Source organism: Salinicola sp. V024, assembly GCF_052645315.1.
This window is the reverse complement of record NZ_JBQXYB010000002.1, coordinates 232,887-255,289: the sequence shown is the minus strand read 5'-3', so window position 1 is coordinate 255,289 and position 22,403 is coordinate 232,887. Positions and strand designations below refer to the sequence as shown.

General features: G+C 62.2%; 19 protein-coding genes. 2 read left to right on the top strand and 17 right to left on the bottom strand.

What is annotated here, in order from left to right; translation table 11 throughout:
* Positions 1 to 180: 180 nt before the first annotated feature.
* Together ACUN9V_RS04555 and topA are read right to left on the bottom strand one after the other, a co-directional pair.
* On the bottom strand, positions 181 to 660 hold the full coding sequence (locus ACUN9V_RS04555; protein WP_445510504.1) for a DUF6586 family protein: 480 nt from the start codon (positions 658 to 660) through the stop codon (positions 181 to 183).
* The gene (gene topA, locus ACUN9V_RS04550; protein WP_445510503.1) at positions 657 to 3,278 is read right to left on the bottom strand and encodes a type I DNA topoisomerase; all 2,622 of its coding nucleotides are present in this window, start codon (positions 3,276 to 3,278) and stop codon (positions 657 to 659) included. Before topA ends, ACUN9V_RS04555 begins: the two co-directional genes overlap by 4 nt.
* Before the next feature lie 635 nt (positions 3,279 to 3,913).
* Between topA and pyk the strand changes: the two genes are divergently transcribed.
* The gene (gene pyk, locus ACUN9V_RS04545; RefSeq protein WP_439283323.1) at positions 3,914 to 5,377 is read left to right on the top strand and encodes a pyruvate kinase; all 1,464 of its coding nucleotides are present in this window, start codon (positions 3,914 to 3,916) and stop codon (positions 5,375 to 5,377) included.
* Positions 5,378 to 5,550: 173 nt separating this feature from the next.
* On the opposite strand, the gene oadA is transcribed toward pyk, so the two are convergent.
* Positions 5,551 to 7,371, bottom strand: a complete 1,821-nt coding sequence (gene oadA, locus ACUN9V_RS04540; RefSeq protein WP_445510502.1) for a sodium-extruding oxaloacetate decarboxylase subunit alpha — start codon at positions 7,369 to 7,371, stop codon at positions 5,551 to 5,553.
* Positions 7,372 to 7,441: 70 nt separating this feature from the next.
* A complete protein-coding gene (locus ACUN9V_RS04535) occupies positions 7,442 to 8,857 on the bottom strand; it encodes an acetyl-CoA carboxylase biotin carboxylase subunit (RefSeq protein WP_075561249.1) in 1,416 nt (471 codons plus the stop codon).
* Positions 8,858 to 8,995: 138 nt separating this feature from the next.
* On the opposite strand from ACUN9V_RS04535, the gene ACUN9V_RS04530 reads away from it, so the two are divergent.
* Positions 8,996 to 9,982: a LysR family transcriptional regulator gene (locus tag ACUN9V_RS04530; protein WP_075561248.1), complete on the top strand. Its 987-nt coding sequence runs from the start codon at positions 8,996 to 8,998 to the stop codon at positions 9,980 to 9,982.
* Positions 9,983 to 10,029: 47 nt separating this feature from the next.
* On the opposite strand, the gene ACUN9V_RS04525 is transcribed toward ACUN9V_RS04530, so the two are convergent.
* From ACUN9V_RS04525 to ACUN9V_RS04465, 13 genes are all read right to left on the bottom strand, one after another.
* The gene (locus tag ACUN9V_RS04525) at positions 10,030 to 10,566 is read right to left on the bottom strand and encodes a GAF domain-containing protein (RefSeq protein ID WP_110691933.1); all 537 of its coding nucleotides are present in this window, start codon (positions 10,564 to 10,566) and stop codon (positions 10,030 to 10,032) included.
* Between the two features lie 221 nt (positions 10,567 to 10,787).
* The gene (gene lipA, locus ACUN9V_RS04520; protein WP_445510501.1) at positions 10,788 to 11,777 is read right to left on the bottom strand and encodes a lipoyl synthase; all 990 of its coding nucleotides are present in this window, start codon (positions 11,775 to 11,777) and stop codon (positions 10,788 to 10,790) included.
* Positions 11,778 to 11,811: 34 nt separating this feature from the next.
* Positions 11,812 to 12,498, bottom strand: coding sequence for a lipoyl(octanoyl) transferase LipB (lipB, locus tag ACUN9V_RS04515; RefSeq protein WP_445510500.1), 687 nt, complete (start codon positions 12,496 to 12,498; stop codon positions 11,812 to 11,814).
* 5 nt (positions 12,499 to 12,503) lie between these two features.
* The gene (locus ACUN9V_RS04510; protein WP_445510499.1) at positions 12,504 to 12,830 is read right to left on the bottom strand and encodes an HP0495 family protein; all 327 of its coding nucleotides are present in this window, start codon (positions 12,828 to 12,830) and stop codon (positions 12,504 to 12,506) included.
* Between the two features lie 166 nt (positions 12,831 to 12,996).
* Positions 12,997 to 14,217, bottom strand: a complete 1,221-nt coding sequence (locus tag ACUN9V_RS04505) for a D-alanyl-D-alanine carboxypeptidase family protein (RefSeq protein ID WP_445510498.1) — start codon at positions 14,215 to 14,217, stop codon at positions 12,997 to 12,999.
* Between the two features lie 27 nt (positions 14,218 to 14,244).
* Entirely contained in the window at positions 14,245 to 15,261 is a 1,017-nt protein-coding gene (locus ACUN9V_RS04500) for a septal ring lytic transglycosylase RlpA family protein (RefSeq protein WP_445510705.1), read from the bottom strand.
* Positions 15,262 to 15,296: 35 nt separating this feature from the next.
* Positions 15,297 to 16,328: a lytic murein transglycosylase B gene (mltB, locus tag ACUN9V_RS04495; protein ID WP_445510497.1), complete on the bottom strand. Its 1,032-nt coding sequence runs from the start codon at positions 16,326 to 16,328 to the stop codon at positions 15,297 to 15,299.
* Positions 16,329 to 16,363: 35 nt separating this feature from the next.
* Positions 16,364 to 17,506: a rod shape-determining protein RodA gene (gene rodA, locus ACUN9V_RS04490; protein WP_445510496.1), complete on the bottom strand. Its 1,143-nt coding sequence runs from the start codon at positions 17,504 to 17,506 to the stop codon at positions 16,364 to 16,366.
* Positions 17,496 to 19,391 carry a penicillin-binding protein 2 gene (gene mrdA / locus ACUN9V_RS04485; protein ID WP_075561242.1) on the bottom strand — a complete coding sequence of 632 codons (1,896 nt, stop codon included), beginning with the start codon at positions 19,389 to 19,391 and terminating at the stop codon, positions 17,496 to 17,498. The genes rodA and mrdA overlap by 11 nt, the downstream gene beginning before the upstream one ends.
* A 105-nt stretch (positions 19,392 to 19,496) precedes the next feature.
* A complete protein-coding gene (gene rlmH / locus ACUN9V_RS04480; RefSeq protein ID WP_445510495.1) occupies positions 19,497 to 19,964 on the bottom strand; it encodes a 23S rRNA (pseudouridine(1915)-N(3))-methyltransferase RlmH in 468 nt (155 codons plus the stop codon).
* A complete protein-coding gene (rsfS, locus tag ACUN9V_RS04475; protein WP_445510494.1) occupies positions 19,961 to 20,365 on the bottom strand; it encodes a ribosome silencing factor in 405 nt (134 codons plus the stop codon). The genes rlmH and rsfS overlap by 4 nt, the downstream gene beginning before the upstream one ends.
* A 66-nt stretch (positions 20,366 to 20,431) precedes the next feature.
* A complete protein-coding gene (gene nadD / locus ACUN9V_RS04470) occupies positions 20,432 to 21,133 on the bottom strand; it encodes a nicotinate-nucleotide adenylyltransferase (protein WP_445510493.1) in 702 nt (233 codons plus the stop codon).
* The gene (locus ACUN9V_RS04465; protein WP_445510492.1) at positions 21,120 to 22,403 is read right to left on the bottom strand and encodes a glutamate-5-semialdehyde dehydrogenase; all 1,284 of its coding nucleotides are present in this window, start codon (positions 22,401 to 22,403) and stop codon (positions 21,120 to 21,122) included. The genes nadD and ACUN9V_RS04465 overlap by 14 nt, the downstream gene beginning before the upstream one ends.

Below are 22,403 nucleotides of genomic sequence, written 5' to 3'. Positions count from 1 at the left end.
CTAGACAAATTCGTTGCGTACTATTCGGTCCGCGCGTCGCTCAGCGAGCGTTGGCAGTCAAACACCGATCTATTGGCCGTCACGAATCGGGCAAAAGGCGAGACCAATAAAAAACGACCAGAGCCTGAGCCCCGGTCGTTATCATCTATTGATCAGACTAGCACGACCGCCCCGCGCCGGTCACCATTCGCTGCTGCCCTCACGCAGCGATGGCAACAGCGCCCTGAACTCTCGGTGGCACCAGCGCAACGTCTCGGCAAGCGTCGGCTCTCCGGCGCTGGCAATCAGCCGACGCGGCGCCTCGCGCCGCGCCGCGCCCTCGTCACCATGCAATGCCCGCAACCGTTCCAGCAACATGGCTAGCCAGCTCTCGGCGTCATCGGCCAACGAGCGTAGGCGTTCGAGCTCAGCGACGGGGACCGAGGTGGCCTGCAGCCAGGCTCGCCAATCATCGTGAGTCAGATCGGTATGCTCGGTCACTTCGCGAAGCAGCGCATTCAAAGCCAGCTCCAGCTGCCCCAGCGCCGCCTCTTCCAGCGCCATGCGCCGCGCCGTCGCATGCTCGTCGCGGTTCACCTCCTCGTTCTGACCATCGGCCCCGAGCGCCAGCAATAGGTCAGCCTGGTAGAGCAGCTGGTTGGTGCGGGCCACAGACGTCACTTGCGCTTGTCCTCCACCTGCCAACGGCCGTCTTCGAATGTCGCGCGCCAGCCGGTCGCCTTGCCATCTTCGTCGGTCATCACGAACTGGCTCTTGGCCTTGCGCGAAAACCGGATTTGGGCCGGCCGACCGTCCGGATCCTCGCTGGGCGCCTCGAGCAGAAAGTGATACTTCTCGGGCAGCGCATCGGCGTGTGCCTTGAGCTCTTTCACCAGCGGCGGTCGCGTTTCCCGATTCTTGGGAAACTGGCTGGCGGCCAGAAACAGGCCGCTGGCGCCGTCTCGCAGCACGTAATGATCGTCGACTTTCTGACAGGCCAGTTCCGGCATCGGAATCGGATCCATCTTGGGCGGCGCGACCTCACCGCTCTTCAGCAGCTTGCGGGTGTTGCCGCATGCCTCGTTGGTGCAGGCAAAGTACTTGCCGAAACGCCCGCTCTTGAGCTGCATTTCGGAGCCACACTTATCGCACTCGATCACCGGACCGTCGTAGCCCTTGATCCGGAAACGGCCCTGCTCAATCTCGTAATAGCCGTCGTCATCGTTGCTGAGATAGAGCTTGCGGCCTTCGTCGATGAGATAGCTATCCATCGCCGTACCGGTGTTCGGGTTGCGCCGCTTGGCGCGCAACGCATCGGTTTCGGCGGCCTCGTCGGCCTCCTCCGGTACTGCTTCATCCCCAGGAATCAAGTCGATGGTGGTCTTGCAGCGCTCTTTAGGCGGCAGATTGTAGCCGGAGCAGCCCAGGAACACGCCGGTCGAGGCGATGCGAATCTGCATCGGGCGGCCGCAGGTCGGGCAAGCGATATCGGTCTCGACCGGATCGTTGGGACGCATGCCCTCGTCGCCCTCGGCGCGTTCCAGCTTCTGCTTGAAATCGGCGTAGAACGCGTCGAGCACTTGCTGCCACTGCTCGTGTCCTTCGGCGACTTCATCGAGACGATCCTCCATCCGGGCGGTGAAGCCGTAGTCGAGCAGATCGTTGAACGACTCCACCAGACGATCAGTGACGATCTCGCCGAGCTTCTCGGCGTAGAAGCGCCGGTTGTCTAGCTTGGCATAGCCTCGATCCTGGATCGTGGAGATGATCGCCGCGTAGGTCGACGGCCGGCCGATGCCCCGCTTCTCCAGCTCCTTGACCAGGCTGGCTTCGGTATAACGTGCCGGCGGCTTGGTGAAGTGCTGTTGCGGATCGATTTGCTCGACCTGCAGCGTCGCGCCCTCCTCGATATCCGGCAGTTGCGCCTGCTCGTCCTTTTTCGCCATCGGCTTCATCACGCGGGTGTAGCCGTCGAACTTGAGCACCCGGCCGCGCGCCTTGAGCTCGAAGCCCTCGGCCTCGATGGTCAGCGTCGTGGCGAGATACTGGGCCGGCACCATCTGGCAGGCCACGAACTGGCGCCAGATCAGTTCATAGAGACGCTGAGCATCGCGCTCGACGGGCAAATCGTCGGCCCGCTGCTTGACGTTGGACGGCCGGATGGCCTCGTGGGCCTCCTGGGCGTTCTGCTTGCTCGAGTAGCGAATCGGCGATTCCGGCAGGTAACGTTCGCCGAATTCCGCCTGGATATAATCACGCACGCCGGCGACCGCATCCTGGGACAGGTTGGTCGAGTCGGTACGCATGTAAGTGATGTAGCCGCCCTCGTAGAGCCGCTGAGCCAGCGTCATCGTCTTCTTGACCGAGTACCCCAGGCGGCCACTGGCTGCCTGTTGCAGGGTCGAGGTAATGAACGGGGCGTTGGGCTTGGAGCTGGTGGGCTTGGTCTCGCGGCTGGTGACGTCGAATGCTTCCCGACGCAGCGGCGCGATACGTTCCAGCGTTTCCTTCTCCGACGTGGGGCGGAAAGCCTCGCCCTTTTCACGAGCCACCTCGAAACGGACCGGCTCTCCGTCCGACGTGATCATGTCGGCATGAACGTCCCAAAACTCTTCCGGGTTGAACGCGCGGATATCGCGCTCCCGGTCGACGATCAGGCGTACCGCCACCGACTGCACGCGACCGGCGGAGAGGCCGCGCGCGACCTTGCTCCAGAGTAGCGGAGAGACCATGAAGCCGACCACGCGATCGAGAAAGCGACGGCTCTGCTGCGCCTCGACCCGGGCGATGTTGAGCGTGCCGGGCTGCTTGAACGCTTCCTGAATGGCGTTCTTGGTGATCTCGTTGAACACGACACGCTTGTAGCGCGAGTCATCGCCGCCGATGGTCTCTTTCAGGTGCCAGGCGATCGCTTCCCCCTCGCGGTCCAAATCGGTCGCGAGATAGATGGTGTCGCTCTTGTCGGCGAGCTTCTTGAGCTCTTCGACCACCTTTTCCTTGCCCGGCAGGATCTCGTAGTTGGCCTGCCAGCCATGCTCGGGATCGATCCCCATGCGGCGAATCAACTGATCCCACTGCTTCTGCTTCTTGTAAACCGCCTTGTCGTCCGGCGACATCTTGCGGGTGATCGCCGCCTGTCTCGCCCGCTCCTTGGGATCGCTGGCCTGCTTGGAAGAACCACTGGTCGGCAGATCACGGATATGCCCGACACTCGACTTCACCACGAAATCGTTGCCGAGATACTTGTTAATGGTCTTGGCCTTGGCCGGTGACTCAACGATAACCAGTGACTTGCCCATAGCTCTCCTGCTTCTTTTATAGAGTGCGGCTAAATAAATAGAGTGCGGTGAATGTTACCAAGTACTGTGTTTTTACAGGCTACACGGCAGATTCCACTGAGTGCCGAAAATTCGTAGCATGCGGCGCCAGTGGCCGCTGGCACGTGTTCAGCGACGGAAAGTGGCGACAGAAAACGGAGCCTGGCCGGAAAATGCGCCTACCCTACCCTAGCCGTTCTCGGCGCGCCAGCCGAAGCTTGACTTCCCCCGATCCTGGCGGCGGCGCGACCTTGGCTCTTCATAATGGGTCTTTGTACCGAGATTCCAAGCCGGGAAAGGCATCTCGGCCCCGGGCCTCTCCGACCTTGCGTTCATGTCACATCGTGGCCAGGCGCGCTACACTTGGCTAAATTGGCGCCGCTGACGGTACGTCATCAGCATGACATGCTGACGTGGTCACTCTATGACGACCTGAGCGGATCTCCTGTTACCGCAGTCGCCTCGGCATCGCGCCACAGTCGCATCGCTGTCACACCAGTCGTGACGCTTCGGACAAGATGATCGCCATGTTGTAAAATCACCACCTCTTTCCGCCGCGGATCATTTCTCTTTTTTTGGCGCGCCGGATGACTCACTCAGCCACCAGGAGAATCTCTATGCAGCAAGCGTTTCACGGCCCGATTCGTCGCACCAAGATCGTCGCTACGCTGGGTCCCGCCACGGATCGCGAGGGAGTACTGGACGCCATCATCGAAGCCGGAGTCGACGTCGTCCGTCTGAACTTCTCCCACGGCAATCCCGAAGATCATCGTCGCCGGCTCATGGCCGTACGTGAAGCCGCGGAACGTCAGGGGCGTGCGGTGGCGGCGCTCGGCGATCTCCAGGGTCCCAAGATCCGGATCGCCCGCTTTGCCGCCGAAGGCGGTGTCAAGCTCGAGAAGAACCAGCCCTTCCTGATCGACGTATCGCTGGATCGCGATGCCGGCGACAGTGAGCGCGTGGGCTGCGACTATGCCGAGCTGGCCGATGACGTCGCCGTCGGTGACACCCTGTTGCTGGATGACGGTCGCCTGGTCCTGGAAGTCGAGCGCATCGAAGGCCCGAAAATCTTCACCAAGGTCAAGGTCGGCGGCAAGCTGACCAACAACAAGGGCATCAACAAGCAGGGCGGCGGCCTCTCCGCAGCCGCGCTGACGGAAAAGGACAAGGAAGACCTCAAGACCGCGATCGATATCGGTGTCGACTATCTGGCGGTCTCCTTCCCGCGTAGCGGCGCCGACATGCAGTACGCTCGCGAGCTGCTCGGCGAGGCGGGTCAGGAGATCGGCCTGGTCGCCAAGATCGAACGTGCCGAAGCCGTTGCCGACCCGGAAACGCTGGACGACATCATCCGCGCCTCGGAAGCGGTAATGGTGGCTCGCGGCGATCTCGGCGTCGAGATTGGCGATGCCCAGTTGATCGGCGTGCAGAAGCGCATCATCTCCCGCGCCCGCAGCCTCAACAAGGTAGTCATCACCGCGACCCAGATGATGGAGTCGATGATCGAGTCGCCGTTGCCCACTCGCGCCGAGGTGTTCGACGTCGCCAATGCGGTTCTCGATGGCACCGATGCGGTCATGCTGTCGGCGGAAACCGCCGCCGGCGACTACCCGGTCGAAACCATCCGCGCCATGAATCGGCTGTGCCTCGGCGCCGAGCGCGAGCGCGCCGCTCAACAGTCGCAGCACCGCATCCACGAAGGCTTCAGCCGCGTCGACGAGACCCTGGCGCTTTCGGCGATGTATGCCGCCAACCACCTCTCCGGCGTAGTCGCGATTGCCTGTTTGACCGCCTCCGGCTATACCCCGTTGATCGCTTCGCGCATCCGTTCCGGGCTACCCATTGTCGCCTTGGCCGAAACTCCCATGGTCCAGCGCCGAATGGCACTCTATCGCGGCGTCGTATCACTGGTTTTCGACAGCTCTCGCTTCCCGCTGACCGAGATCAACGCCGGCGCGATCAAGGAGCTGGTCAGCCTCGGACTCGCCAAGAAAGGCGACCATGTCATCCTGACGCGAGGCGATCACATGAACGCCCATGGCGGCACCAACACCCTGAAGATCATTCAGGTTGAAGAGTAAGCCGTAGCGTAAGCGCCGTGGCGCCCTTCGATGAAACGATAAAATGAAACGAAAAACGCGGAGCCCGGCTCCGCGTTTTTTTGTCCTGATGACGCCGATCTCAGCGGGGAATCGACCCGTGCTTCGGTCTCCCCCCACTATTCGGTCTCACCCCACTATTCGGTCTCCCCCCACTATTCGATCTCGATCAAGACTTCACCCGGGGTGACGCGATCGCCCTTGGCCACGTGGACCGCCTTGACGGTACCCCCGGTTCGCGCCTGAACTTCCGTCTCCATCTTCATGGCTTCGGTAATCAGCACGGCCTGGCCTTCCTTGACGCTGTCACCCTCGGCCACCAGCACGTCGACGATATTGCCCGGCATCGAGGTGGTGACGTGCCCCGGCGAGCTGGCCTTGGCCCGTCCACCGCTCTTGTTCTCCTGAACGAACTCGTCCTTGGCCTCGAACACGACCTCTTCGGGCATGCCATCGAGAGTCAGATAGACGCGACGCTTGCTGCCACTGCTGCTGCCAACGCCAGTAATCTGCACTTCATAGGATTCTCCGTGAACGTCGATGACGAACTCGGTCGGCACGCCTTCGGAAACCGGACGACTGGCGCCACCCGCGGCCTCTGGCGCCGGGATCGCCTCCGGCACCAGGGTGCCGTCACGCCGTCCTTGCAGATATTCCCGTCCCAGATCCGGGAACATGGCGAATGTCAGCACGTCCTCCTCGCAGCCGGCGAGTTCGCCGATATCGGTCTTGAGCCTGGTCATCTCCGGCTTTAGCTGATCGGCGGGCCGCCCTTCGTCCACGGGTTCATTGCCAATCGCCTTGCGCCGCACTTCCGCATTCACGGCGGCCGGTGGCTGACCGTAGCCACCCAGCAGATAACGCTTCACCTCATTGGTGATCGATTTGTAGCGCTCGCCGGTCAGCACGTTCATGGCCGCCTGGGTCCCGACGATCTGCGAGGTCGGCGTGACCAGCGGCGGATAACCGAGATCGGCACGAACCTTGGGAATCTCGTCGAAGACGTCCTGAATCCGGCCCAGCGCGTTCTGCTCCTTCATCTGGTTGGCCAGGTTCGACATCATGCCGCCCGGCACCTGCCAGATCTGCACGCTGACATCCTCGCGGGTGTACTCGCTCTCGAAAGCCGCGTACTTCTTGCGGACCTCGCGAAAATAATCACCGACTTCCTTGAGCGCGACCAGATCCAGCCCGGTGTCGTAGGGCGTCTCCTGGAACGCCGCGACCATGGCTTCGGTGGACGGGTGACTGGTACCGCCGGCAAAGGCCGAGATACAGGTATCGATATGCCGGCACCCCGCCTCCACCGCCTTCATCTGGCTCAACGACGCAAGGCCGGACGTGGCGTGCGCGTGCAGATGCACCGGCACATCCACGGCCTCGACCAGGGCTTCCACCAGCTCTCCGGTGGCGTAGGGCGTCAACAGGCCGGCCATGTCCTTGATCGCGATAGAATCCGCCCCCATATCGACCAGCCGCTTGGCCTGCTCCACATACATGTCACGCGTGTGGACCGGGCTGACGGTGTAGCAGATCGTGCCTTGAGCGTGCTTGCCGCTGGCCTTGACCGCCTTCATCGCGGTTTCCAGATTGCGCAGATCGTTCAGCGCATCGAACACCCGGAAGATATCGATCCCGTTGTCGGCCGAACTGGCCACGAAACGTTCGACCACGTCATCGGCATAGTGGCGGTAGCCGAGCAGATTCTGGCCGCGCAGCAGCATCTGCAACGGCGTATTGGGCAGCGCTTCGCGCAACGACTGCAGCCGTTCCCACGGATCCTCCTTGAGGAAGCGCACGCAGGCGTCGAACGTGGCGCCGCCCCAGACTTCGAGCGAATGAAAGCCGATGGCGTCGAGCTTGGCGCAGATCGGCAGCATGTCCTCGGTTCGCATGCGCGTGGCGATCAGCGACTGATGTCCATCGCGCAGGACGACGTCGCTGACCCTGACGGATGAGCCGTTGGCGTTGTTCATGTCTTTCTCCTGATCCTGATTCGGGTCCATTCCGGCTATTCTGATTTCGGCTTATCGTGATTCGACGGATTCAGAGTCCCGCGTGGGCGGCGATGGCCGCGGCGATCGCCAATGCGACCTCCTCCGGATTGCGTTTGACGGAGTAGTTGAGCAGTTCGGGATGGGCGGGAACGAACCCGGTATCGAAACGGCCGGCACGAAATTCGGGATGTCTCAGAATTTCCTGATAATACGGTGCCGTGGTCTTCACGCCCTGCAGACGCATATCGTTGAGCGCGCGAATGCCACGATTGAGCGTCTCTTCCCAGGTCATGCCCCAGACGATCAGCTTGAGGCACATCGAATCGAAGTACGGGGGGATCGTGTAGCCGGTATAGATCGCCGTATCCGTCCTCACGCCCGGGCCGCCGGGCGCGTAATAGCGCGTGATGCGTCCGAAACTCGGCAGAAAGTCGTTCTTGGGATCCTCGGCGTTGATCCGGAACTGGATGGCATAGCCCTGGTGACGAATGTCCTCCTGGCGGTAGGCCAGGCGCTCCCCGGCGGCGACGCGCAGCTGCTCGCGGACGATATCGACGCCGGTAATCGCTTCGGTAATGGTGTGCTCGACCTGGACCCGGGTATTCATCTCCATGAAGAAGACTTCGTTGTCCTTGACCAGAAATTCGACGGTGCCGGCGTTCTCGTAACTCACGGCCTGGGCGGCGCGCACCGCCATCTTGCCGACGTAGCTGCGCTGCTCAGGCGTCAGCTGCGGACTGGGGGCAATTTCGATCAGTTTCTGATTGCGCCGCTGGATCGAGCAGTCGCGCTCGAACAGATGAATGACGCCGCCGTGACTGTCCGCCAGCACCTGGACCTCGATATGCAGCGGGTCGACCACGCACTTTTCCATGAACACCTCGGCGCTGCCGAACGCCTTGGTCGCTTCGGAGATCACCCGGTCCCAGGCCTGGCCGAGCTGATCCGGCGTATCGCAACGCCGAATGCCGCGCCCACCGCCGCCGGAGGTTGCCTTGAGCATGATCGGGTAGCCGATCTCCTCGGCAACGGTCAGCGCCTCGTCGAGATCGGCGAGATTTCCCTCGGAACCCGGCGTGACCGGCACGCCCGCCTCGCGCATGGCCGCTCGCGCCGCGGTCTTGTCACCCATTTTGGCAATGACCTCGGCGCTGGGCCCCACGAAGGCGATGCCCGCCTGACTGCAGATCCGGGCGAACTCGGCGCTTTCGGACAGAAAGCCATAGCCGGGGTGAATGGCGTCACAGCCCGTTTCCCGTGCCAGGCTGACGATGCGCCGCGGGTCGAGATAGCCCGCCAGCGGCTCATCGCCCATGAAATAGGCCTCGTCCGCGCCTTTGACGTGAAGCGAAAACCGATCGGGCTCGGTGTAGATTGCCACTGACCGGATGCCCATCTCGGCGCAGGCTCGTACAATACGCACGGCGATCTCGCCGCGGTTGGCGATAAGCAGTTTCTTGAACACCGTTTGGCCTCCGGATTGCGCGTGGACAGGTCGTTCGTCTCTCCTTCTACGCTAGCCATCCGTGATCCAATAGAAAAATTGATATTTCTTTGCCAACCTATAAGCTCAACCTTATACCTGTCCCTGAGAGCGTGCCGAATGTCACGACCCAATCTGCTCAATCGACTGACGTTCCGTCAGCTCCAGGTCTTCCAGGCCGTTCACCGTCAGCAATCCTACTCGCGTGCTGCCGAGCAGCTCGGGCTGACACAACCCGCGGTCAGCGCCCAGATTCGACAGCTCGAGCAGGCACTCGCCCAGCCGCTGTTCAAGTACGCCGGGAAAACGCTGCACATCCTGCCGGCCGCCGACGCGCTGGCGGCGTCGACGCAGTCGATCTTCGGACAGGTTTCGAGTTTACAGATGGAATTGTCGGAGCTGGCCGGCACGATTCGCGGCGAGCTCAACCTGGCGGCCGTCTCCACCGCGCAGTATGTGGTGCCCCATATTCTGGCGCGCTTTCGGGCTCGCTACCCCGAGGTTCAGATTCGGCTACGTGTGTGCAATCGCGCGCAGGCACTGGAACGGCTAGCGGAGAGGAGGGATGATCTGGTGATCATGGGCATGGTGCCGGAGGACCCCAACCTGGTATTCATGCCCATCCTGGACAATGAGCTGATTCCGGTCGTCTGGCCGGGCCATCCGCTGGTGACGGCCGATCGGGCGACGCTCGAGGATTTCGCGCGACACTATCTGTTGATGCGGGAACCGGGTTCCGGTGCGCGGACGGCGTTCGAGGATTTTGCCGCGAGGGAGCGCATTTCCCTGCACCATACCATCGAGCTGGGTACCAACGAGGCCATCAAGCAGGGCGTGATGGCGCATCTTGGCGTGGCCGTATTGCCGCGATTGGCAGTACAACTGGAGCTGGCATCCGGCCTGCTGGCGAGTCCGACCATTCCCGGCTTCCCGCTGAGGCGCTCGTGGTGCACGGTCTACCCCAAGGATCGCTACCCCACGCCGGTGACGGAGCTTTTCCTGCGCTTCGTACGCGAGCTGCTACCGGAATTGAACGCGCATTTCCGCAAACCGATGGCCCCGATCGAGACGCCGACGCTACTGTGTCTTCCCGCCGAGGGTAGTTAAAAAGCCGGGCCAGCGAGAATCGTTGGCATGCCGTCCAGCGAGAGCCGTCAGTGGGTGGAGCCAGCCAGGGTCTCGCGCTGGCGCGCCTGGGCGCGCAGTACATGCAACTCAATCAGCTCTTCGGCCTGTGCCGCGAGGAGTCTCAGTCGATCCATCTCTGCGTCCTCGAAGGCCCGCGGCAGCGTCCCTATCAGGCACAACGTCCCCACACAGACTCCCGGAGCCACGAATAGTGGAAACCCCGCGTAGAACCGGATGAAGGGCGACCCGGTGACCAGTGGGTTGTCCGAGAACCGCGGATCCCGTAGCGCATTGTTGATCACCATTGGCTGACCATCGGCAACGACATGCCCACAAAACGAGATCCGCCGCGGCGTCTCGCAGACCTTGAGCCCCTGATGTGACTTGAACCACTGACGATCCTCGTCGATCAGCGTGATCATCGCCATGGGTAGATCGAAGATCTTTGTCGCCAACTCTGTCAGTCGGTCGAACCCCTTGTCGGCGTTCGAATCGAGCAGCTGCAGACCCCGCAGGGCGATCAGACGCTCTGCTTCTTGGCGAGGAATTTCCGGTGCATTCATAGTGCGAACTCTTTATAACCGAGGAAACCATCGGGTAATCAATGAAAAGCCGTCGAGTCGCTCGCTGAGCGACTCCATGAATACGCCGATGGCGCGTTATCGGATGCATTCCTGGTCGCATTGGCCAGAAGTCCGTTCATGACCATCAAACGCAAAACGGGCCTGCCGATGGTCATTCGGCAGGCCCGTCGCATTTTCCGGTCAATGCAGGACCACGGCGTCTACTTTACCTGGACTCCGTGCGCCTGCTTGTCGGCGTGGTAGGAAGAGCGTACCAGCGGGCCCGATGCGACATGCTTGAAACCCAGCGCCCTGGCCTGTTCGGCGAACCAGTCGAAGGTATCGGGATGCACCCAGCGGTCGACCGCCAGATGGTTACGCGAGGGCTGCATATATTGGCCCAACGTCAGCATGTCGACATCGTGGGCGCGCAGATCGCGCATCACCTCGATGACCTGCTCGTCGGTTTCACCGACCCCCAGCATCAAACCCGATTTGGTCATCACTTCCGGACGACGTGCCTTGTAACCTTTCAGCAAGTCCAGCGACCACTGATAGTCCGCCCCGGGTCGCACCTTGCGATAAAGCGAGGGGACGGTTTCCAGGTTGTGGTTGAAGACGTCCGGCGCCTCGCCTTCGAGAATGTCGAGAGCCACCTGCATCCGCCCGCGGAAGTCGGGCACCAGCACCTCGATCTCGATATCCGGACTGTCACGGCGAATCTCGCGGATGCAGTTGGCAAAGTGCTGTGCCCCGCCATCGCGCATGTCGTCACGATCGACGGACGTCACCACCACGTAGTTGAGGCGCATTTCGGCAATGGCTTCGGCCAGCTCGCGAGGCTCGTTCTCGTTGAGCGCATTGGGACGCCCGTGCGCCACGTCACAGAACGGGCAGCGCCGGGTGCAGATGTCGCCCATGATCATGAAGGTCGCCGTACCGCCGCTAAAGCATTCGCCAAGATTGGGACAGGACGCCTCTTCGCAGACGGTGTGCAGCCCGTGCTTGCGCAACGTCTGCTTGATATGCGTCACCTGCGGCGAAACCGGCATTCGGACGCGCAGCCAATCCGGCTTCTTCGGCAGCGTTTCGGTCGGAATGACCTTGACGGGGATCCGCGATACCTTGTCGGCACCCCGCAACTTGACGCCGCGCTCGGCGCGGGCCGGCTTCTTGGTTTCGGGCGTTGGCATGACGGTCGTCTCGGTCATAGGTCCCTTCCTGATAGTCGTGGAACGCCGCTAGCTAGAAAGTCGCTAACGGTTCAAAAGCCTGTGGCGGTTCGAAAGCCCGTGGCAACTGTTGCTGAACATCGAGCGTCGCGGACAGCCGCTGCGCGAAACACGCCGCCAGGCGATCGGCCTCTCGGGCGAATGACAGCGGCCCCGGCACCTGATCGCGTAACTGGGTCATCGCGAGGCCGGCATAGCCACATGGATTGATTCGTGCGAACGGCGACAGATCCATATCGATGTTGAGCGCAACACCGTGAAAGCTGCAGCCGCGCCGAATGCGAAGCCCCAGAGAGGCGATCTTTCTCGCCCCGACATAGACGCCGGGCGCATCCGCTCTGGCTTGGGCGTCGACCCCATGGGTCGCCAGCAGATCGATGACGGCATGCTCGAGCAGCGTCACCAGTTCTCGAACCCCCAATCCCCGCCGCCGCACATCGAGCAGCGGATAGAGCACGACCTGACCGGGGCCATGATAGGTCACCTGCCCGCCCCGATCACTGGCAACCACGGGGATGTCTCCCGGGGTCAGCAGATGTTCCGGTTTGCCGGCACGCCCCTGGGTGAAGACCGGTTCGTGCTCGACCAGCCATAGCTGATCCGGCGTCTCGCCAGTACGCTCGTCGGTGAAGCGCGACATCGCCTGCCACACCGGCAGGTAGGACTGACGCCCGAGGCGATAAAGCGGAAGTGACGACATCGGTGTCACAGCACCATGTGGACGCGGCCGGTGGCTTTCAGATCCTGGAACAGCGCATCCAGCTGCGCCTCCCCGGTGGCGTGAATGACGACCCGGATCGACTGGAAACGAGCATTGCGACTGTCGGTCAGCTTGATCGATGCCGGATCGAATCCCGGCGCGTGGCGCTCGATCACCTTGCTGACCGCCGCGACGAAGTCTTCGGCCGCATCGCCGACCACGCGGATCGGGTAATCGCACGGGAACTCGACCTTAGGTCGGGGAAGATCGACATCGTTCGGCGTCTGAGCCTTTGAGGTCTGAGGCTGTTGAATCTTTGATTTCCGGGTCATGGCATGTCAGGCACTGCAGTCGATTTCCGACCATTCTACTCAACATTAACCCGCTCACCAACTGATGCCAGCCAGGAGCGGATTTTTGCAAGCTCGAGACCGGGGCGCCGCCGGCAAACGACACCCCAGTTCGACTTGCAGGGTTCGAACCTGGCGATGGACGCGCTCAGTCGAACAGCCCGGTCACGAACAGGACGATCGAATCCCACACGCGTTTGAAAATGCTCCCTTCCTCGACGCTCTCAAGTGCCACCAGTGGCTCCTGGCCCAGCACTTCATCACCGGATTTGATCTCGAGCGTGCCCATTTGCTGCCCTGCCTTTATTGGCGCGTGCAACGTTTCCGGCAGATTGAGACGAGCGGTCAGGTTGTCGGCACTGCCCCGCGGCACGGTCATGCTCACTTCGTTTTGAACGCCTAGGCGCACGGTGTCTTTGTCACCGCCCCAGACGCGCGCTTCATTGAGCACCGAACCGGCATCGTAAAGCTTTCGAGTCTGGAAGAAGCGGAACCCATAGTTGAGCAGACGCTGCGTCTCCGCGGCGCGCGCTTCATCGGAGTTAGTCCCCATGACCACGGCAATCAGACGCGTATCCTGCTTTTTGGCGGATGCCACCAGACAGAAGCCGGCGGCTTCGGTATGACCGGTCTTCAGGCCGTCGACATCCGGATCGCGCCATAGCAGCCGGTTACGGTTGGGCTGACGGATATCATTGTAGGTGAAATATTTCTCGGAATAGACCTGATAGTGGTCCGGGAAGTCCGTGATGATATGACGCGCCAGAATCCCCAGGTCATGAGCAGACGAATAGTGGTCGTCGTGCGGCAGCCCGGTGGGATTCATAAAATGGCTGTTCTGCATGCCCATACGCTGGGCCTGCTGATTCATCAGATCCGCGAAAGCCGACTCGCTACCCGCGACGTATTCTGATAGCGCCACACTGGCATCGTTGCCGGATTGCACCACCACGCCACGCAGCAAATTTTCGACGCTGACCTGGGTGCCTTCCTGAATGAACATGCGCGAACCGCCTGTCCGCCAGGCATTCTCGCTGACGCTGACCATGTCGCTATCGGCGATACTGCCGCTATCGATCGATTGCTCGACGATATAGGCCGTCATCATCTTGGTCAGGCTCGCCGGAGGCAGGCGCTGATCGCCATTGTGATTGACCAGCAGTTGCCCCGTGGACGCATCCATCAGCACCCACGACGAGGCGGCCAGATCGGGCGGCGACGGGATCAACTGGTCCGTTTTCGGATTGGTCTGCGACATCTGGCTGTCCGGCGTGGGCTGCTGGGCACTGACCGGAGATGAAAGCAGGCCCAGGCATAGCGATGCCGAGATGACCAGGCGTGAAACAGACGAAGTGAACAACGCTTTCATGACAATCGGGTTCTCACTGGACAAGGGTTACTGAGTGGGTGCTACCAAGATCACTTGGCCGAAGCCGGCGTCTCGCAGGGTAGCCCTGATGGATTCGAGCGACGCCAGGTCATTGATAGGCCCGACCTGGACACGATAGGGAGGGGACGCATTGTCAATGCGAACCGGCTGCGACAGCAAGCCCTGCAGTCGGCTTTTCAATGCTTCGGCTCCGGTTTGCGAACCGAGCGCGGCCACCTGGACATATCGCTGCCCCGCCGTCGACGACGTTTTTGACGACATCGAGGACCCGTCACGGCCGGCCGATGAAGACGCTTGCCTCTGCGCCGGCCGATTCGTGTTCGCCGCCGCGAGAACGGGATCGATACTCGACTCGTAATTCAGATCAGAGTCCAGATCGGCGCCGTTCGCGGACAGCGCCCGACCGGACGTGGATCGAGACGGTTCGGTAGCGGGTCGAGAGTCGGAATCATTACGGGCAACGCGCGCGGCGGCATCGGTCGAGCGATCGTGATCACGCGCCCAAGCGACGGGGTCAATCGCCTCGACCTTGACTCGACCGGTGCCGCCTTTGAGGATTCCCAGCCGCGCGGCGGCCGCATAGGAAAGATCGATCAGACGATCGCTGTGAAACGGGCCACGATCATTCACCCGCACGATGACCTTGCGGCCATTATCGAGATTGGTGACTCGTGCATAGGTCGGCAGTGGCAGCGAACGGTGCGCCGCCGACATCTTGTACATGTCGTAGGTCTCGCCGTTGGCCGTGTCGTAGCCCTGGAACTTGGCCCCGTACCAGGAAGCGCGGCCTTCAGCGGTATAGCCGGTGGGGTCGTTGAGCACGTGATAGGTCTTACCCCACACCGAATAGCTCGAGCGGTTACCGCTTCTGGAACGCGGCTCGACCCTGGGCACGGCGTCAGGCACGTTGGCCACATCTTCGGGGGTTTCCGGATAGGCATCCCGGTCCATCGAGTAGCGACCGCCGCCGCTTTGCGAGCCGCCGCCACCGGCACAGCCAACCAGCAACGCCAGCGCCAGCATCGCGCTAAGCGCCCGCCACCTGCCATGCCACAGGGTCACGCGCCCTCACCCATGGCCGTCTGAATGCGCTGAGCCAACGTGGCCACCGCCATGGCATAGAGATGGCTGTGGTTGTAGCGCGTAATCACGTAGAAGTTGTTCAAACCCATCACGTAGCGCACGTGACCGTCGGCGAAATCCAGCGCCAGTGGAACCACCTCGTCGGTGGACGACAGATTTCCCGCCGTCGGTTCGATGCCGACACGCTTCAGCGCCTCGACCGACGTATTCGGTGGCTCGGTGCGATTGAAGTCGATGGAGGGTGGCAATGTATCCGGGCCGCGCGCCTCGACCAGCACCGGCTGATGGCGCTGCCAGCCATGCTCGCTGAAGTAGTTGGCGATACTGCCAATGGCATCGACCGGATTGTTCCAGAGATCCTTCAGGCCATCGCCATCGAAATCGACCGCGTAGGCTCGATAGCTCGTCGGAATGAACTGGGGGTAGCCCATCGCCCCTGCGTAAGATCCGAGCAGTGTCGTCGGATCGACACCCTGACCCAGGGTGATTCCCAGAAATGCCTCCAGCTCGCCGCGAAAGAACGCCCCACGGGACGGATGATGGAAGGCCAGCGTCGACAGCGAGTCGAGCACCCGATGCGTGCCCTTGTGCCGGCCATACTGGGTCTCGACACCCAGAATCGCGACGATCACTTCGGGGGGCACGCCATAAACCCGCTCGGCCCGCGCCAGGGCGTCACGGTTTTCGTTCAGGAACGCCACACCCTGCTGAATCCGCTGTGGCTGTATGAAAATATCGCGATATTCATCCCAGCGCAGCCGCCGCTCCGCAGCGTGGCTCATGGCGTCCAGCACTTGCGGGCGATACTGCGCGGCCTGCATCGCGGCATTTAGCTCGCGACTCGCCAGACCCTGCTCGCTAAGCGAATCGAGCATCGTTCGCACCTCGGGGTGCGTAGCGGGATCGAAGTCGTCGTCCGCCTGTGCCGCCGGGCCGACCGAACACAACAGCCCGATCAGCAACAGCGTGATGCGAAACCGACGTTCCTGCTTACAACGCAGCGGCATGCGCGACTGGCTCCCTGCTTGCGGCTCATCCACCGTCAGTGTGTCAACAGACGGCGGTGCGTATGAATCGACATGAGAATACCGAACCCGGCCATCAAGGTCACGCTGGAGGTCCCGCCGTAGCTGACCAGCGGCAATGGAACCCCGACCACGGGAAGAATGCCGGTCACCATGCCGATATTCACGAAGACGTAGATGAAAAAGGTCAACACGATGCTGCCGGCCAGCAGGCGCCCGTAGGTATCCTGCGCATTGTTGGCCATCACCAGTCCTCGCGAGACCAGCAACAGATAGAGCACCAGAATGGTACTCATGCCGATCAGCCCGAACTCCTCCCCAAGCACGGCGACGATAAAGTCGGTATGACGCTCGGGCAGGAACTCGAGCTGGGATTGCGTTCCCAAACCCCAGCCTTTGCCTTCGATGCCGCCACTGCCGATCGCCGTCTTGGACTGAATGATGTTCCATCCGGCGCCCAGCGGATCGCTTTCGGGATTGAGAAAGGTCAACACTCGCTGACGCTGGTAGTCGTGCATGCTGATCCACAGCATCGGCATCGCCGCTCCCGCCAGACCTGCCAGGGCAAGGATGAATTTCCAGGAGAGCCCCGCCAGCAGGATCACGAAGACCGCAGCGCAGGTGACCAGCAACGATGTCCCCAGGTCAGGCTGACGGGCGATCAGCAGTACCGGAACACCGACGATCACCGCACACACCACCAGGTCGCGCCAGGTCGGCGGCAGCGGTCTCCGGTGAAGGTAGGCCGCCAACATCATCGGCATGGCGATCTTCATCAACTCAGAAGGTTGAAACCGTAACGGGCCGATCTCCAGCCAGCGCTGGGCGCCCATGCCGATGTCTCCCATGATCTCGACGGCGACGAGCATCAACAGACCGGCACCGTAGGCCACCGGCGTCCATCGAAAGAGAATGCCGGGTGAGAACTGAGCTATGACGACCGCACCCACCAGCGCCACGCCCATGCGAATGGCCTGGGCCATCGTCGTCGACGCCGACATGCCACTGGCGCTGTACAGCACGACCAGCCCGAACGAGATCAGCAGCAGCAGAATCCCCAATAGCCACGGATCGAGATGCAGCCGCAGCCAAAGCGAGCGCTTGCGACCGACCCGCGCTCGCTGCGTTCGCGGTGCAACGCGTTGAAAATCAATCGCCATCGATACTCTCGACTTCTTCGTTGACAGTGGTACCCGGCTGGTTCTTCAGCTCGCTGTCCGGCAGCAGCCAGGCATCGGTCAGCTCACGACCGAGCCCGGATACCCCGCCGCCGGCGTTCTCGACGATCACGGCGATCGCGATTTGAGGGTCGTCGACCGGGGCGAAACCGATGAAAAGGGCATGATCGCGCAGGCGTTCGGTCAGTTCGTCGGCGTCGTACTTCTGATTCTGGCCCAGCGAGAAAACCTGGGCCGTACCGGTCTTGGCCGCCATCTCGTACTGCATGCCAGCGCCGACCTTGCGCGCGGTCCCTTCGGAGCCGTGAAGCACCGCCTCCATGCCCTCATAGACATCCTGCCACCAGCGCGCGTGGTCGATCTGGACATCCGGCTTGGTACCCGCAAACGGTGGCTCGATAGCTTCATCGCCAACCTGCTTGGCCAGGTGCGGCCGTACCCAGTGCCCGTGATTGGCCAGCGTCGCGGTGGCCGTTGCCAGCTGCAACGGCGTCGCCATGAAGTAACCCTGACCGATGCCGGCAGAAAGGGTTTCACCGGGGTACCAGGCCTGGTTGTACTTCTCGCGCTTCCATTCGCGCGAGGGCATCAGGCCCGGCAAGGCGCCCTGGACATCCAATGACGTCACCTCGCCAAAGCCGAACTCATGCATGGTCTCGGAGAGTCGATCGATGCCCAGCCGGTAGGCCATGGTATAGAAGTAGGTGTTGTTGGAGACTTCCAGCGCCCGTTCGAGGTCGACACGACCATGCCCCCAGCGCAACCAGTTATGGTAACGCCGGGTATCGTTGGGCAGCTGGAAATAGCCGGGGTCGTAGATGATATCGTTGGGTTTGACCACCCCATTCTGCAGGGCGCCCAACGCTTCGAACGGCTTGACCGTGGACCCCGGTGGATACTGACCTCGCACCGCGCGGTTATACAGCGGCAGGTCGAGATTGTTCTGCAGGGCCTGATAATCCTTGTAGGAGATGCCGGTCACGAACTTGTTGATATCGAAACCCGGTGCCGAAACCATCGCCAGAATATCGCCCGTCTTGGGCTGAATCGCGACGATCGCGCCGCGCCGGCCGTCCAGCAGGTCATAGGCCATGTGCTGCAGTCGGCTGTCGATCGTCAGCTCGATATCCTTGCCCGGCTCCGCCGGGTCCCGATCCAGCTCACGCAGAACTCTACCGCGGGCGTTGGTCTCGACCTTGCGCAGACCGGCCTTGCCATGCAGCTGATCCTCGTAGGTGGACTCGACTCCCGTCTTGCCGATGAAGTGCGTGCCGGCGTAGTTGCCCGGATCCAGCTCGGCCAGTTCCTCGGTGTTGATTCTTCCGACGTAGCCCAGCACATGCGACATCACGATCGGGTCGGGGTAGTAGCGCATCAACTGCGCCTCGACCTCGACCCCGGAGAGCAGATAGCGATTCACTGCCAGGCGTGCGATTTGATCCTCGCTCAGATCGCTCATCAGCAGCGCCGGCTGATAGGGCCGCTGACGTTGCAGAGAGCGCGCGCGAAAGGCATCCACCTCGCTTTCGGGCAGATCCAGAATATCGATCAGTCGCTGCAACGTCGTATCAAGATCGTCGACACGCTCGCGCACGATGGTGAGGTTGTAGGTGGGCCGATTTTCCGCCAACAGCTTGCCGTTACGGTCGTAGATCAGCCCTCGCCGTGGCGGCAGGGGCTCGACCCGCATGCGGTTGCTGTCGGAGCGCGTGATGAAGACGTCGTGCTCGATGACCTGGAGATAGACCAGACGGGAGAAAAGCGCGCCCGCCATCAACACGATGATCAGCACTGCCACCAGCGAGCGGTTACGAAAGACACGCACTTCGCGCTCGTGATTCTTGACGTTTTCCCGACGTTTACGCATGTCTAGAACGGCGATTCAGTGCGACGGACGACGTCGAACGGGCGCAGCGTCCAGGGGCGTCGCTTTGGTTAGCGTCGAGTGGGAACAAGCGACTGACTCTCTGAATCAACGGTGGTACGGGTGGCCTGAGAGCAATGACCAGGCACGGTAGAGCTGCTCCGCCAGCACGACCCGAACCAGCGGGTGCGGCAGGGTCAGCGCAGAGAGCGACCAGGATTGCCGGGCGCGGGCGACGACACGGGGATCGAGCCCTTCGGGTCCGCCTACCACCAGGGCAATATCCTGACCTTCCTGGCGCCAGATACCCAGGCGTTCGGCCAGTTGCTCCGTGGACCAGGACGTCCCTTCGACTTCCAGCGCGACGATATGTTCCTGATCGCGCAGTTTTTCCAGCATTCGATCGCCTTCGGCCTGGATCGCCCGAGTGACATCGGCGTTCTTGCCGCGGGCGCCCGCAGCAATCTCGACGATCTCGAACGGCATTTCACGCGGTAACCGCTTGCGGTACTCCTCGACGCCCGCCTCCACCCACGCTGGCATGCGCGAGCCAACGGCAAGCAGTCGAATCTTCATCCGCGGAGCTCTTGCCCACTTAGTTCTTGCCCACGTAGTTCTTGCCGGTCCGGGGTTTCCGTGCGCTGCGAATCGGTCGGCAGATCGGCCCAGAGCCGCTCAAGATCGTAGAGCTGACGCGTTTCCGGCATCATCACATGCGCGATCACGTCACCCAGATCGACCAGCACCCACTCGCCGCCCTGCTGCCCCTCGATACCCAGCGGACGCAGCCCGGCATCCTTGGCCTTCTCGACCACGTTGTCGGCCAGGGCTGACACATGGCGCGAGGAAGTTCCGCTCGCGACCACCATGACATCGGTGACGCTGGTCAATGCGGCTACATCCAGCTCGACGACATCGCGAGCCTTCAGCTCCTCGAGCGCTTCCACCACCAGTGATTTAAGCGTATCTGTCTGCATAGCTCCTCGTCATATAACCCCCTTGAACGGGGAATCGCGACTCCCGGAATCCGGGAGTCGCGCATTTTACTCGGATAACGCCTGAACGCCAGCCCCGGGCTCGCGATAGAGGCCGTGGCTCTCGATATAGCGCTCGACGGGCTCGGGGATCAGATAGCGTACGCTGAGCCCTTGCTGCAAACGCCGACGAACCTCGGTCGCGGCAATCGCCATCCGACTGGGCAGTCGCAGTCTCAACAGGTTGCCGGCCGGAGCCGCCATCATCGTCTCCACCGTCGAGACCTCGCGCCCCTCGATCAATGCCGCCAGCTCTGGCTCCAACGGCGCGTCATGGTCGGGCCGGTCGATCACCACGATATGCGCGAGCGACAGCAGACGCTCGCGCTGATGCCAGTCGGGGAGTCCCAGAAAGGCGTCGTGGCCGACAGCCATGACCAGTCGCGCCAGCTCGCCCCACTCTTCACGCAATGACGCCAGCGTGTCGACTGAGTACGAGTGACCGGAGCGACGCACTTCACGATCGTCCGCCACCAGCCCGGCCGTGGTACCGATGCCGGCTTTCAGCATCGCCAGGCGATGCTCGGCGGAGATACCCGGCGCCTGGCGGTGCGGCGGCACGTGCACCGGAATCATGTGGACCGCGTCCAGCGCCAGCACCTCGCCCAGCTCGACGGCACTGCGCAGATGCCCCATGTGAACCGGATCGAACGTCCCCCCCAACATCGCAATTCGAGGAAAGGAGGCGTCCTGCACGTCAACTCCGTACATGGCCATCACCGAAGACGACGTACTTTCGGGTGGTCAACCCCTCGAGTCCGACCGGGCCGCGGGCATGAAGCTTGTTGGTCGAAATGCCGATCTCGGCGCCCAGGCCGTACTCGAAGCCATCGGCAAAGCGTGTCGAGGCATTGACGATGACCGAGCTGGAATCGACCTCGGCCAGGAACCGTCGCGACAGGGTCAGGTTTTCCGTGACGATCGCATCGGTATGCTGAGAGCCGTGGGTGTTGATATGATCGACGGCCTGATCGAAGTCATCGACGACCCGGATCGCCAGAATCGGCGCCAGATATTCCGTCGTCCAGTCCGCCTCCGTGGCCGCGACGGCATCGCCGATCCAGCTCCGCGTACGCGAGCATCCGCGCATCTCGACGCCCTTTTCGCGGTAGATAGCGGCGAGTCGCGGCAGTACCCGCGCGGCGATATCGATGTGAACCAGCAACGTCTCCATGGTGTTGCACGGCGAATAGCGCTGGGTCTTGGCGTTGTCGGCGATGGCCACCGCCTTGTCGATATCCGCACCGGCATCGATGTAGACGTGACAGATGCCATCGAGATGCTTGATCACGGGTACCGTCGCTTCGCTGGCAACGCGGGCGATCAACGATTTGCCGCCACGCGGAACGATAACGTCGACGAACTGCGGCATGGTGATCAAGGTGCCGACGGCGGCGCGATCCGTCGTCGCCACCACCTGGACGGCATCCTCCGGCAGGCCGGCGTCCTCGAGCCCCAGACGAATGCATTCGGCGATCGCGGCATTGCTGACCGCGGCTTCCGAGCCTCCCCGCAGGATGCAGGCATTGCTCGATTTCAGGCAAAGACTCGCGGCTTCGACGGTCACGTTGGGGCGCGACTCATAGATGATGCCGATCACTCCCAACGGGACCCGCATCTGACCTACCTGAATGCCGCTCGGCCGATAGCCGAGACCGTCGATCTGCCCGACGGGATCGGCTAGCGCCGCCACCTGCAGAACGCCGGCGATCATGGCGTCGATTCGTTCCGGAGTCAGTGCAAGGCGGTCCAGCAACGCCTCGTTCAGGCCGTTGTCGCGACCGCGCTGCAGATCCTGCTGGTTGGCCTCCGCCAACGCCGGACGCGCGGCGTCCAGTCGGGCCACGATAGCCTCGAGGGCAGCATTCTTGCGCCCGCTGTCGACGCGGCGCAGGGCCGCGCTGGCGGTGCGAGCACGCTGCCCCAACAGATGCATGTACTGAACGATGTCCTCGACCCGGGCGGTCGCAGTCTGCTGCAT